12 protein-coding genes and 1 pseudogene are annotated in these 13,138 nt (G+C 59.3%); 9 read left to right on the top strand and 4 right to left on the bottom strand.

Features of this window, described 5'->3' with window-relative positions; genetic code table 11:
- Position 1 precedes the first annotated feature (1 nt).
- Entirely contained in the window at positions 2 to 979 is a 978-nt protein-coding gene (locus K289_RS0125225; RefSeq protein WP_027554095.1) for a tripartite tricarboxylate transporter substrate binding protein, read from the top strand.
- Between the two features lie 98 nt (positions 980 to 1,077).
- Here the strand turns inward: K289_RS0125225 and K289_RS0125220 are convergent, their stop codons facing one another.
- Positions 1,078 to 2,433 carry a TAXI family TRAP transporter solute-binding subunit gene (locus K289_RS0125220; RefSeq protein WP_027554094.1) on the bottom strand — a complete coding sequence of 452 codons (1,356 nt, stop codon included), beginning with the start codon at positions 2,431 to 2,433 and terminating at the stop codon, positions 1,078 to 1,080.
- 268 nt (positions 2,434 to 2,701) lie between these two features.
- Here K289_RS0125220 and K289_RS0125215 point away from each other — a divergent pair, with 268 nt between their 5' ends.
- The 6 genes from K289_RS0125215 (at position 2,702) to K289_RS0125190 (ending at position 5,002) form a co-directional block, all read left to right on the top strand.
- Positions 2,702 to 2,917: a dodecin family protein gene (locus K289_RS0125215; protein WP_027554093.1), complete on the top strand. Its 216-nt coding sequence runs from the start codon at positions 2,702 to 2,704 to the stop codon at positions 2,915 to 2,917.
- 167 nt (positions 2,918 to 3,084) lie between these two features.
- A complete protein-coding gene (locus K289_RS0125210; RefSeq protein WP_027554092.1) occupies positions 3,085 to 3,402 on the top strand; it encodes a hypothetical protein in 318 nt (105 codons plus the stop codon).
- Positions 3,403 to 3,492: 90 nt separating this feature from the next.
- Complete coding sequence (locus K289_RS51710; RefSeq protein ID WP_198024760.1) at positions 3,493 to 3,669, top strand: hypothetical protein; 177 nt, start codon at positions 3,493 to 3,495, stop codon at positions 3,667 to 3,669.
- Between the two features lie 30 nt (positions 3,670 to 3,699).
- Positions 3,700 to 4,038, top strand: a complete 339-nt coding sequence (locus K289_RS0125200) for a GcrA family cell cycle regulator (RefSeq protein WP_371260852.1) — start codon at positions 3,700 to 3,702, stop codon at positions 4,036 to 4,038.
- 226 nt (positions 4,039 to 4,264) lie between these two features.
- The gene (locus K289_RS0125195; protein ID WP_027554090.1) at positions 4,265 to 4,693 is read left to right on the top strand and encodes a universal stress protein; all 429 of its coding nucleotides are present in this window, start codon (positions 4,265 to 4,267) and stop codon (positions 4,691 to 4,693) included.
- 45 nt (positions 4,694 to 4,738) lie between these two features.
- Positions 4,739 to 5,002, top strand: coding sequence for a hypothetical protein (locus K289_RS0125190; protein WP_027554089.1), 264 nt, complete (start codon positions 4,739 to 4,741; stop codon positions 5,000 to 5,002).
- Positions 5,003 to 5,263: 261 nt separating this feature from the next.
- Here the strand turns inward: K289_RS0125190 and K289_RS45005 are convergent, their stop codons facing one another.
- On the bottom strand, positions 5,264 to 5,926 hold the full coding sequence (locus K289_RS45005; protein ID WP_156918180.1) for a transcriptional regulator: 663 nt from the start codon (positions 5,924 to 5,926) through the stop codon (positions 5,264 to 5,266).
- Between the two features lie 171 nt (positions 5,927 to 6,097).
- Between K289_RS45005 and K289_RS51705 the strand changes: the two genes are divergently transcribed.
- Positions 6,098 to 6,532 carry a helix-turn-helix transcriptional regulator gene (locus K289_RS51705; protein ID WP_051310763.1) on the top strand — a complete coding sequence of 145 codons (435 nt, stop codon included), beginning with the start codon at positions 6,098 to 6,100 and terminating at the stop codon, positions 6,530 to 6,532.
- A gap of 106 nt (positions 6,533 to 6,638) precedes the next feature.
- Here the strand turns inward: K289_RS51705 and K289_RS0125175 are convergent, their stop codons facing one another.
- Both K289_RS0125175 and K289_RS0125170 read right to left on the bottom strand, forming a co-directional pair.
- Positions 6,639 to 12,242: an AAA family ATPase gene (locus K289_RS0125175; RefSeq protein ID WP_198024759.1), complete on the bottom strand. Its 5,604-nt coding sequence runs from the start codon at positions 12,240 to 12,242 to the stop codon at positions 6,639 to 6,641.
- Positions 12,239 to 12,580 carry a type II toxin-antitoxin system RelE/ParE family toxin gene (locus tag K289_RS0125170; RefSeq protein WP_156918179.1) on the bottom strand — a complete coding sequence of 114 codons (342 nt, stop codon included), beginning with the start codon at positions 12,578 to 12,580 and terminating at the stop codon, positions 12,239 to 12,241. Before K289_RS0125170 ends, K289_RS0125175 begins: the two co-directional genes overlap by 4 nt.
- A 339-nt stretch (positions 12,581 to 12,919) precedes the next feature.
- Here K289_RS0125170 and K289_RS48910 point away from each other — a divergent pair.
- Positions 12,920 to 13,138 (top strand): annotated as a pseudogene (locus tag K289_RS48910) (IS256 family transposase); the annotation flags it as partial.

The following is a 13,138-nucleotide window of genomic DNA, read 5'->3' as shown; positions in this document are numbered from 1 at the left end:
GATGAAACGCAGAGCTTTTCTGGCGGCAGTGTCGCTATGTGTGATGACGGCGATTGCACCGGTGCAGGCGCAGGAGAGTTATCCGAGCAAGCCGGTCTCGGTCATCGTGCCGTTTTCCGCGGGCGGGACCGCCGACATCTTCGCGCGGATGGTGTCAGCCCATCTGCAGAAGACCTGGGGCGGCACGTTCGTGGTCGAGAATGTCGGCGGCGCCGGAAGCATTTTGGGCGTGACCCGGCTGGCGCGCGCGGCACCTGACGGCGCGACGATCGGCCTTGCCAGCACCTCGGCGCTGTCGATCAACCCGACGCTGTATGGCGAGAAGCTGTCGTACCGGCCCGACAAGGACCTGATCCCGGTCGCGCAGATCAGCGTCGTGCCGAACGTTCTCGTCGTCAATCCGGCCAAGCTCAAGGTGAAGTCGGTGCCGGAATTGATCGCCTATCTCAAGGCCAATCCGAACAAGGTCTCGTTCGGTTCGGCCGGAGTCGGCACTTCGCAGCATCTCGCCGGCGAGCTGTTCCAGCAGATGACGGGAACGCAGATGGTTCACGTGCCCTACAAGGGATCGAGCCAGATGCTGACTGACCTGCTGAGCGGTCAGATCGACGTTGCCTTCGACAACGTGCCGCTGTTGCTGCCGCAGGCGAAAGAAGGACATCTCGTGATGCTGGCGACCGCAACACCGGAGCGCGCCGCCTTCGATCCGCAGCTGCCGGCGATGAGCGAATTCCTGCCAGGCTTCGAGGCCGTGGCCTGGCACGGCTTCCTGGTGCCCGCTGGCACGCCGAAGCCGATCGTCGACAAGCTCGCGGACGAAATCCGCGCCTTCATGAAGCAGCCGGAGACAGTGCAAAAGATGGCCGAGCTCGGCGCCATCGCGGTCGCGAAGGACCCGCAGGAATTCTCCGCCTACATCGCCTCGGAAACGACGCGTTGGAAGGGCGTGATCGAGAAGGCCGCGATCAAGGTCGATTGAGCGGAACGGGCTCGACCGAATCGTGCAGCGGCGCTTAGCCCGGCACGGACCAACACACGCACGCGGCGCCTCAAGCGCCGCGTGCGGTTTCTTACCGCTCACGACTTTGCTTTGAGCGGCGCTTCGGAGCCTGGAGCGGCGAGCGCCGCCCTGCGATCATGGATCAGGTTCTCAAGCCGGTGGGCTGCGACATTGAGGGTCGCGGCATCAAGAGCGTGTTCTTCTTCGTCCGCCCTCTTGCGTTGCGCGCGCAGCACCTCGTCGATCTGATTTTCGATCTCCGACAACTCCGTTTCGTTTTCGGCGTGCCTTATTCTTCGTCCCAAGGCATAGAGTGAATCCAGCGCCGGCTCGCTCGACTTGAACTCGCCGGATCGAAGAAACTTCCAGGCCGCCGCGAGGACCGTGGCAAGTGCGCCAAGCGCCATTGGCGTCAGGAAGATCGCGTTGCTCCACTTATCCAGGAACGTTTGTTGGTTACCATTGTAGAACTCTGCCGCGCCGGGATGAACGGGAAGATAGGCGCCGGCGTCGGTATCGGGCGCCTTGAACTGCGCAAGAATCGGAAATTCGGCCGAAATGTCTCTGCGGGCGCTCGTTATGGCTTGTGTGAAGCCGGCAATCAGGTCGTTGTCGAGGCTCTTCTTGCCGACCAGGTAGAAGGAAACCTGCAGCGTGGTCACATCATCGTCGGGAACGGGAGGGGATCCGCGCAACGTACCCTTGGGGATGTCGAAGCTTTCGTAAGCGTGCTCCTTCTCAGCAATCGCCCCGGCATTCTCGATCGGGATCAGAATCGGAGCGGTCTTTGCATTCTGGGGGAATAGCCCTCGCACCAGCGACAGGTATTTGTCGCTCAGTGGCATGACGAAGAGGACGGCACGTATCTCCTTGGTTTCGAGCGCATGGCGGACCTGGTCGAGCGCAACGTTCTTGAATACGACGTTGGCGCGATCAAGGTCGTATGCCGCTCTCAAAACGGCGACGATCTTCTCATTGGTGTCGCCTCCGACGACCCCCACCGTCGTGCGTTTCAGGCCAGCCATGTCCGTAATCGCCGATCCCGGCGGTGCGACGAGGAGGGCCACGGCCTGGGCCAGGACGACGATGGCTTGCGCCTGCGACAGGTCGCCGACGTCTCCGCGGATGACGGCAAGGTCCGTCTTGCCCGATGAAAAGGCCGCCGCGGATTCGATGGGGCCGGAGGTCTCAACCAGCTTTAGTCGCACCGGCGCATTGTTCAGCGCAAGCCTGCTTGCAAGCGCCGATACAATCTTGGGGGCATCGCCGTCGAAGGATCCGACCGCAATCGAAAGCGTCACCGGCCGGAGGTACCAGCGGTACGCGAACAGGCTTGCACCTGCGCCAAGGACAACCACGGCCGCGACTACTGCGATGCGAAGCCACATCGGCAGCTTGACGGCATCCTTCCTTATTCCCGACCATTGATCCATGGCGCCGAATTTCGAGGCATGCCAACCGTGATCTCATGATGGCGCGCGGCTGGGCGCGTAGCTTGACATGGATCAAGCCTTTTCCGTCAGGACAACCTGCAGGGCATTCTTGAGCCATGCCAGGAGCCGCTCTCCCCGCCAAAGGCGATTAGCCCTTCGGCTCCGGGGGGGATGCCCCTCAGACCGTATCGGCGCCGATATCCTGATGCTAGATTCCGCGACGGCAGGAAGCACCTGCTTCCTGCTTCATACCGGACAGGAGAACGACATGCCTGACAGCGTCTACAAGGTCATTGAACTGGTCGGTACCAGCAGCGACTCTTGGGAAAAGGCCGCCGCCAATGCGGTCGAGCAAGCTGCAAAATCTCTCCGAGATCTTCGCGTTGCAGAGGTCGTCAAACTCGATCTGCAACTGGATGCCAAGGGAAAAATAGAGGCCTATCGCGCCAAGCTCAACGTATCGTTCAAGTTCGAGGGCTCCTGAGCCTCAGCACCTCGCCCCGCTTGCGGGGCGAGGATCGCTCATTGGGCCGGTCCCGAACACGAGCTGGCCCCATCGCTCGTGACCCGTCTCGGAAGTAGGCCCTAGTCCAGCAGGGATCCGATGTGCTTTGATGCGTGGGGACAGGAACTTTGACGCGTGGTGGCCTCATGTACATGGTCATTCGCAAGTACACCAGGGTTCGTTCGGTTGCTGACGCTGCTCGCCGCGCCAAGAGCGGCATCGGACAGATCCTACGCCAATCGCCCGGGTTCAGATCTTACTACGTGCTGGATGGGGGCGACGGCGTTGGCGTCGCCGTGATGATATTCGAGGACCGCGAAAGCGCCAGCGCGGCGAACGCCAAGGTCCTGGAGTTCGTTCAAGCAAGCCTGCATGACCTCGATCTTGGAGATCCCGAAATCATTGCCGGCGAAATTCTGGTCAACATCGAACGTGATGCCTCCTCTGGCATGAGGTGCCCGTAGACGCCGCCGGTTACGTGGGATGCCGCCCCTTTGCTCATGCAGACGACCCGATCGCCGTCGCATTGGAGCGATTTTTCGAGGAGCAACGACATGAAGCAACACACCTCCGAAACATTTTCCACCGCACCGATCGACTGGACGTCGCTCGTGCTCATGGGCAACGCGATGCCGCCCCGCGATCCTGATGAAGACGAGGAGGACGAAGAGGAGGAAGAGGAGGATGACGCCGACGAACCGGCGGTCGTGCGCGAGCCGGACGAAGACTAGACTAGCGTGAGCCTTGCAGTCGGCGCTATAATGTCTGCCATGGGTTGGGATGCGGAAGACGTAGCACTGCTCAAAAGACTCTGGGCCGCAGGACAGAGCGCGGCGCAGATCGCGCGTCGTCTCGGGTGTAGCCGCAACGCGGTCTGCGGCATGCTGACCCGTTCGGGCCTGAAGCGAGGCCACAAGCCACCAACAGCGCGACCCAAGATAAGGCCGGCCCCGAAGCTGAGGCCGGCATTGTCGGCTGCCTGCGACCACCCAGTGGCAAAGAAGGTGTCGCGAAAGGTGACAGAGAGACAGCAGCCTCAGGAACTCAGCAAACGGCAGCTTTACGCCATTCTGGCTGAGGCGGTCAGGAACACCGGTTAAGAGTTTACCCGCGACGGTCGTTGCGCTCCGCCTCGATACCTGGTCGAACGGGTTCGGCTGTTATGGACAATCCCCGAGTCTTGATCCGCTTTGCCCCCGATTGCGCACATCGGGTCGCGCAGCGCGATGGGCCGATAGATTGATCTATCTCAAGGTTGTATCCGGAACGTCGGCCCAACCTGGCTTCGAAGGGCAGCGATACGTCCGGACAATCGGGAGGTGAAGCATGTACCGGCATATTCTCATTCCGACAGATGGGTCTGAGCTGGCGGAGCACGGGGTGACGCACGGGTTGGCGTTGGCGAAATCCCTCGGCGCCAAGGTATCTGTCATCTTCGTTGTGGAACCGTTTGCAGAATTGTCGGGGCGGTTCCTTGAAGCAGTCGCAACATATGCCGAGCTGCGCAAGGAGCAGGCCGAGAGCGTGTTGGATCGCGCGGCAAATGCAGCCAAGGCGGCCGGGGTCTCCTGTGAGACGATTCAAGCGGAGAGCGGGCAACCTCATCAAGCCATCATCGCGGCAGCCGAGGACAAAGGCTGCGATCTCATTGTGATGTCATCGCACGGACGCAGCGGACTTTCCATGCTGCTGATCGGCAGCGTGACGAACAAGGTCCTGACGCAGGCGAAAACCCCCGTACTGGTCTGTCAGTAAGTTTGCAGACCGCCCGATCGGTCGAAGAGCTGTGCGGAGGAGCCGATGTGGGTGCTGATGTACGTCTTCTCCTACTCGGTCAGTCCTGCCGCTGCGAGCGATCGCGCGGAATGGAGGCTTCTCCCGACCGTGGTGTTTCAGGAATTCTCCAATGAAGAGCGGTGCAAGAAGGCCAAGGCAACGCTCGAAGCTAGCTTGAGCGAGGCGGGAGCCAAGCTGAGAAGTGGTCTGGAAGACCTCAAAAGCATCGGTAAGGGAGACCCAGCGCAGATCATTATTGCGTACAACGTGGAATGCCTTCCGAAATGAAGTGACGATGCCGTCCGGTCAATGCGGCACGCTGATCGGCCGACAAAAGCCCGCCTGTCCGAATGAAAATACCAAGTGCCTGAAATGATTGGAGCGGGTGAAGGGAATCGAACCCTCGTATTCAGCTTGGAAGTCTTCGAATTTCCGTTGCGCTATCAACGCGGATTCTGACAATTCACAGCCCTTTCGTTTGTTGAGATCGTTACAGAATTTTCTTTTGTCAGAATGGCGTTCGAGTCGGCGACAAGACGAACAGTCAACTTACTTAGTGGTTTTCCAGTTGGCAAAGGTCAACCGCTTCTGCCCCACTTGAAGCGGCCTATTCAACATCGCGATCAGGATTAGCATCGAGGCCGTCATAAACTTCTGGCGCGGCTTCCCGTCTTTGTCACGGTCAGGAACCGAAAGGTTATTACAGAGATCATTCACCCTGCCGTTGTCGAACGTCACTTCAACCTGATGCGCAAACTCATTGCGCACTTTCCGCAAAATCGTGATTTGCCCAGCTTCGTGGTCGCTAATGAGACCTAACGCGTGGCAAGCCGCAATCGTCGCGCTGAGCGTGCCTAGTGGTGCGTTGAAACCCGCTTGCAATTCTTTAGCGCTTGCGTTGTCGATCAAGAACGCCGCGAGAGTGTCCTTTAGCAGCTTGTCGAGAAAGGATGTAGCGACAAGAGCGACACCTCGATCAGTCTCAGCATTCAGCTCCTGGAGTGCGGCATAGAAGCCGCGGTAATAGGGGTCTTTCTCCCAGACTTCATCTCGAAATTCCGCATACTGCTGGAGGAAACTGTTTTCCGTCACGGCACGTCCCCGCTCTTTCGCCTGCCACCAATCCTTGCGCCGGACATCCTCAAGGGCAGTCAGGAAGGGAGAAGGCTCATGAATATCTCTTTCCGCTGCCGTCCGACCTGGACGCTTCACCGCGGGTGAAGCCTATGTCCGGCAGGCACCGCCTCCCGAGCCGAATTGTGGAAGAATTTTATCCACCAACTCGCGAGATGTCAAAAATTTGTCCACAGTAGATCCCTATATCCTTGATGAAGACACTAATGTCCCCTATAGTGACACCCATTCGCTTTTTGGGAGGCTGAGATGCTCGGACTTACAGGTGAACAGGTCCGCGCAGGTCGAGCGCTATTGGGCTGGGAACAGGCCGAGCTGGCCGAAAGGGCAAACATCTCTGTCAAAACCGTAAAACGCCTTGAAGCCACCAATGGCCAGGTCGACGCTCGTTCGGAGTGGGCGGTCAAGAAAGCGCTGGAGTTGGCCGGTATTGAACTCATCGGTGAACACGACTGGCGCGAGCGAACGGATGGCGTTCGCTTCGCCAAAGACAAAACAGCAAGGTTGCGGGAAGAGCTGGTCGAAGATGTTTCCCGCTCCCTATTGATCGACCTCAAGATTGCATGTGACGACGATCCTGATTTCTTCGAACGCCCCCCTAATGACGTTGCCGCATTCGTCACGGAGAAGCTGCGCGACTCCGTCAAAGAGAAGGTCGGGCATCTTCTAAACAAACCCAAATAGGCACCAGCGGCTGGCCTTTTCGGAGAGATGCCCGCGTTTCTAGGGCGCGATCGCGGCCGATCATGTTCATGAGATCCATTGAGAGACGCCGGACGCCCCTTACAGTTCAAGAGGCGAGTTGAACGCTTCTGAATGCTTCGGTCTGCTCTAAGGCCGCGCTGCGTCGATCGCCGAGATCAACCAGCGCATCGAGGACATGGAGGAGTTGCTGCGCCTGCTCCAGACGGAGAGGATAGTTGCCGTCGGCAAGACGCTGAACGACGCCAGCCGTCCGCGCTGGAAGCGTTGTCCCTGCCCAACTCGCCTTCGCGTTCGCCAGCGATGCCAGAACGGCTTTCGCTTGGAGGCAGAAGTCGTAGAGCGGATAGCTAGCCCCAGCACGCTCGCAAAGCGTTAGGAATTTTTGCATAACGAAGGATGACCATCCGACGGCAGAGACAAGTTTCGTGACAAGCGGCATAACGAGACTTAACTCAGACCAATCTCCGTTTGCAAACCGTGCGGCGCCTGGCGCGTGCTCCACTCCGACAAACAAGAGCGCACTAACAAGCGTCGGCATATCGTAGCCGTGCACTTCGCCCGCCCGATAACTTTTCGGGTTAAACATCGGATCGCTCAGAACGCGCTCGGCGCAGTCATCGAGAAGCGTAAGGGTGTTAGCCGGTACGGTCGATGCGTCCACTATATGACGTATGACCGTCTTATCGGCAAATTCGGCGAGCACGCGGAGTAAATTATCGTCGTTGGTCAGAAACGGTGCAAGAAAATGCTGGCGTACCCAGTCCGCTTCAAAGAATGGCGCCGCGCGCGCCAGCAGATCGCCAAGCGCGCGGCTCCACTCATGAAGATAGGTCTCGCGATCCCGCCGATCCTTTGCATCCCGCCATGATGGTCTCAATCGTTCGGCGGTCCATGTCACCCATTGGATAAGCGCGGTCTGCACCATGGGGCGGTAGGTGTCCAACTGACACCACGCCTCAATGGGAAACTGGGAAAATATCTTAGCGGCGAACTGTCCATTAAACATTGGGTCGGGGTCACCCCAGATCCCCTCCTGATCAGACTCCGCTTCCCAGCCGCGGCGGGAGGTCTTGACCCACGCTGGCGGTAAATCGGATAGAGGGGTTTCCGCGTCGCCCGCAAGGCGCGCGAGTGCGCGGGAGAGGCTTTCTGCGCGCCATGTGCGATCTGCAGAGTCATCGCGTCCCTGGCCCGGCGCAAATACAGGCCGACGATAGAGCGACCAGTCTACGGCAAGCTGAGCGCTAACCCAACGGACATGCTCATCATTGTCCCTGAAAAGTCCCTGAAAGGCGAGTTGCGATACGTCGTCGAGCGGATGCGCGGTGAGCTCAAGAAGGCGTTCGGCAGAATCCGTCCGTGGCGAGGCGGAGCGCCGGTCATGAACCAGCGTGACGATGAGGTGCAGTGAGGGATGCCAAGGAATTCGGGAGCCGGAGAAACGCTCTGGCTCCGCCATGCGGCCTACCCGGCCCATGATATCCCATGCCCATGTCCGGTCGGAGCTGGCGGCCGCGTCAAAACGAATGATGCAGGCAGCGATGGCAGATACGGCGCTCTGGACCGCATGGCCTCCGACGTCGCGCCGGACATCGAACAGGGTATCGGTGTCTCGCGCTTTGGCAAAAGCGATGGCATCGACCAGTGTCCATCCTCCCGTGGGCTTGTTCTCGGACAGTGATTTGGTGGCCCAACCGAGGGCGTTTTGCTCCTGCAGATAGGTCGTCGTTTCGGCGAGCCGGTGTTCCTGCTCAGGCGTCAAAGGCGTTGGCGGCTCGTAGGTAATCATCACGGCATCGTCGCTCACGGGCGACTGCTGGTAGTTGCGCCGATCGCCGAGACCGGACCATCGTTCCGCGTTCTCCATGAAGTGCTCGGTCGCTCCGGGATTGGACCGCTGCTCTTCAAATTCGTAAGGAAGATCGGCCGGGAAACGCTCAAGTGCCGCCCTAAAAGCTTCGCGCAGGGTCTCGTTTCCGCTCAAAGCGAAGCACATGGCTAGTTGCCGTACATCACGCGAGCGGCACTTGCGTTGGTCCAGATATTCCTTCGCTTGCTGCTTGGTGCCGGTGAGGCGCGATAAGAAGCCATAGCCAAGCAGATCGATATTCTTGGTCGGTTCGTGCACCAGACGGGCCATGTCGTGATGCCAGAGCCGCTGGCATGATGCGATCGGTAGCGTGACGTCCGAGACCTCCAGCACCTCAAGGGCAAGAACCAGCGCGAGACCAAGCGTCGCGTAGCAATCGTTACCTTCTATGATCCTACTTATGACTTCGCTTGCCGAACGGCCGTTCTCGATCTCCTTAAAGGCCCAGTAGCTCAAGGCAAGATAAGCGCATTCGAGCGGCTGCGGCGCGAGTTGCCCTTGAGACCAACTATAGACGTGCCAATCACCCCAGAACTGTTGTTCCCCCCGCGGAAACGCGATGCTCACGGGCAGCGGCGTGCCCATCTGGCCGCGGTTGAGATCATGGATTTGTTTCCAACCCCTCACCGCCTGGTTGGAAAGATCACGCACAAGCCGAAGGGCATGCTCCGGCGCTTTGGTGAAAAGGCTCGCAAAGGGCTCATGCAGAGCCGATGGTGGGAAATAGTAGTTGTGGTGGCGATCGATGCCGATGTCATCCAAATCGAACCTGTCGGCGCCAATTGGGAAGAAGGGTGGCGACGCAAGCGCCTGGCGCTGCTGGGGCGTGCGCTGTGTCTCCGGTATGGCACGCAATTCTTTCAACCATGCACGCCGATCCCTTTCTTCCTGACGCTGACGGTCAAACTTTTCTTGCGGCAATTCCTCCATGAGTTCGGCTTCGGCGACCGCGACAACCGCCTCGGGCGCAACCACCGCCATGATTGGGGTGAATCCCATCAGATCGCTGTAGGCAGCGCGGCGCATGCGCTCGTTCGTGACGGCGCGCTCGAACAGTGCTCGCGCTGGTTCCGGGTAGCTCCGCGCTGCCCGAAGGATTGCCATGCGGAGCGAGCCTGCAACGCTCGAGAGCGCCTTACTTCCGAGTTCCCGCCATTTGCCGTCTCGCTCGAATGGTCGCTCAGAATATTCGGACACTTCGAGCTCGATGAGCCACTTTTGGCAAAGATCGACAATGGCTGCCGAGCGCGCATTGGGGAGATCGGCAAGCGCGTTTTGCCAAACGTCAAAGAGTTCGAGCAGAGACGGGAGAAGACGGAGCGGCAATGTCGGCGCAAGCGGCAGCAGCCAATCGAGCAAACGTCCCCAACTTTGAAAGTCAGACGGCCAACCCAAAAGGTCGGCGATACGGATGTTGTCTACACCTTCTACAGCGTTGTTGATGCTCCCAAGAACGATCGGGCTTGGCACCGTGTGTTGCGCTTGAAACCAGACGAGTAGCTTCTGCAACAACACAAAATCCTGGTCGCTAACGATGGCGTGGAATTCGGCCTGAGCGCTGATGAAAGATGGTGTGAAGGGCGGCGCAGTCAGCCATTCCCGCCGCCATTGCGGCCGCAAGGGCTGGGCCTCTAAGGCCCGGTATCCGGCTGTCCATTGGCCCGCCGTGGTCAACCGGCTCTGCGCAAGCAAGGCAATGACTCGACCGAGGAGCGGCGGCTCGCCAGCGGCGATTAAAGCGCGATGCCATTCCGGCCCCAGCTCAATCAGGAGGCGGAAGAACGTCCACTCGAAGAAAATATCGTGCGTAAACGAATACGAAGCATTGTGGTCCTGTTCTCGGACAATCAGGTCCGCCTTGAGCGAAGCTATCTGCGTGAACGTTGCATCTTTAAGTGCTCGTGTTGAGATGCTTTTGCCGAGATTGCCCACGCCGGTTTCTGCGAGATCCAAAAGCGCCCGCTGTCGCAGTGGCACGGCCTCCGGCAATGCATCATGCCCTGCCCGCGCCCACCAAGCTGCAATAAGGTCGATTTCTGTTTGTGGCGATGCGTCGGTGTTGGCCAAGCTCCGGGCCAAGACCGCGGCAAAGAATGGCCGTCTGGCGATTTCCCTGACAGCCGGCGAGCCAAATAGCAGCGATCGCAGGTTAGGCTTTTGCTCTGCCAAGACTTCGGCTTCGTCGTCCGAGAAGGGATTGACGGACACGTTGCCGATTCCGCTACCGCGATAAAAGCTTGGTGGAAACCAAGCGCGATAGGCCTCAAGACCCTGGTCGCGCGAGCTGGCGAGCGCCCTCCAGTGGGCCAAGCCGGGGTCGGTCTCGATGACGCGCAGGAGATCGGAAATGATTCCTTTTTGGTCCGGACGGATGCGGTCGATGCCGTCGATGAACACAATAGGAGTTCCAGCCGCGCTAATTTCCGCCAAAAGCTCCGCGGCCGTGTGTTGAAGGCCCAGAGTTGAGGCGAAAGTTGACCAGCCATTCCCTATGAGGCGGTCCGATTTCAGAAAAAGAATGGGTCCCTTCGCCGCTGCATCGGTGGCAAACCGCTTCAGAACCGCAGACTTGCCGCATCCGGGTAAACCGCTGATATTTACCAACCGGTTCTCGGCCAAGCGCTCCGCAATGTTGCCTTGCAAAGCAGGACGAGCGACGTGGAAATCGTCGATCGTCTCCAGAACGTCAGTGAGGCCTTCAGATGAGAACGCTCGAAGCGTATCAAGGTCGCGGGCATAGCTTGGTGCAATACGAAGGCGGACCACCCCGCGCAATTGACCCAGCAGCGTGGCCCGTGTCCATTTGCGCGCTTGGCCGGCCCCGTCGCGAACAATTCGGCACAGACGGTCAAACAGGAGAATGTCTTGGCCGTCTTCGTTTTCCGCGACAAGTTCTTGCAGCCGATTGACGATCTCGGCGCGAAGCAGTCCACCCTCGCTTAATCCATCAACGTGCAAAGCAACGAAGTGCCGGTAAAAGTCGGCCTCGGCGTCGACCGTCGTTGCACCCGTGAGCGGCTGAAGTTCGCTACGAAGTTCGCGCTCTGCGGATGCTGCTGCGCCCCCTTCAAAAAATCGACGCTCGTAGTCTTCACCGGTCGGGCTTGCCCTAGCCCAGTCGATCAGTCGCCCGATGGTCCGCATCGGCCCCACTGCAACATGCTCAACCACGAAGCCATAGGCATCTCTTGTGGGTTGAAAGCTGCTAAGGGCCCGCGTCGCGCGAGATGCCGCCATGATGCTGCTGAAATCTTCGTTGGCGGCGCTAACGCGAAGTTGGCGCTTCACCTGCAAGCCCAGAATCCGTGGCTCGGCAGCATCCTTAAATTCAACAATGATGTCGTCCATCGGTTGGTCGTGGCCGGCTTGCTGCACGGCGACTGAAATCACCACTCCATCCTGTCCGGCGGCGCGCTCTTCTCGCAGAAGAGCGGCTAGATAATAGGCAACAACCGTATCCTCGTAGGTGAAACCTGAGCCGCCCGTAAGCTCGGTGGACGGCGCTTGGACTCGGGTGCTTTCCGTTGCACCCAACTCCATCTTGAGTTCTAGTCCAAGGATCCGAGCAGCGCGTTGGAGGCTTTCGATAGTGGCGTTGCCACTCTCAGGGTCGAGAATGCGGTCAAGTTGCGCCCGGCTCGTACTCATCAATTCCGCCATACGCTTCTTGGTGAGGCGCTTCTTTTTCATCTCGGCTACGATCTGGTGTGTGATCACCGACTTGATCGCCGCAACCGTGACTTCCTCTTTGAGACCAGCTTCTTCTAGCCAGCTATCAAAGCTCGACCCGACTTGCGGGTTCTTGTTTCTTTTTCTCATGATCGCAACTCCTTCAGACGCCGCCGCGCCAATGACAGATCTCTCGCTGGCGTCTTCAGCGTCTTCTTGATGAAGGCATGCAGGGCTATCAGCACGCCCTCATGAAACCCAAACAGGACCCTCCCCTCGCGCCGGCTGCTTAAAGAGGATCGAACCTCCCAAAGGCCGCCGTCCAGAGGGCGGCAGACCGGCATGCCGATTGGCCAACCCAACTGCACCTTCGCGAGATCACGGCCAATGGTTCGCTGGTCCTCACGCGGCAAGCCGCTTAGCCACTCCCGCACCGGCTCGCGCCCGGCAGAGGACCTCCAAAAGCGCAGGGAGACCGAGTGAAGCATGTGTACCATATATGATACAAAACAGCAATAGTGTCAAGAATCCAATCTGATGCGAAGGACCTGCCTATGGACTGGCGCCCGCCAAAGTTGGTCGAGGGAAAAACTCGTGACGTGGCCAAGGCGCACGGGCGGACCTAGCCAAAGGTGGAAAATGGCGGCTCGCAGCAGCTGGCTGCCTCGAACGTGCCCGCGATTTCGGAGTAAGTCCTGCTCTATTGGTCCAGCGTCGACGCCTTGACGGGGGATGTCCCGGGTTCTGTTGAATTTCTGAAGAGGTCGGCGTTGCCCACCTTGAGCCGGTAGGCTCGGGGTGCTGATTCCACAAAGGAGAGCAACGCCATGACGAGAGATATCACACCGGCTGGTTCGCCGGCGACTGGGGCTGTGGACGAAGCGTTTGCAGAAGTGCGGGCGAGCTTTGATCGGTTCTGCCTTGCGGCGGGGATCGAGGCGCTCGGCACGATGATGGAGGCGGATGTCACGGCGGCCTGCGGGCCGCGCCACGGTCGCGATGCGGCGCGGCGGGCGCACCGTTGGGGCCGAACGCGGGGACGGATC

The sequence above is a fragment of the Bradyrhizobium sp. Cp5.3 genome (genome assembly GCF_000426265.1).
Taxonomy (GTDB): Bacteria; Pseudomonadota; Alphaproteobacteria; order Rhizobiales; family Xanthobacteraceae; genus Bradyrhizobium; species Bradyrhizobium neotropicale.
This window is presented reverse-complemented; position numbering and strand designations above follow the sequence as displayed.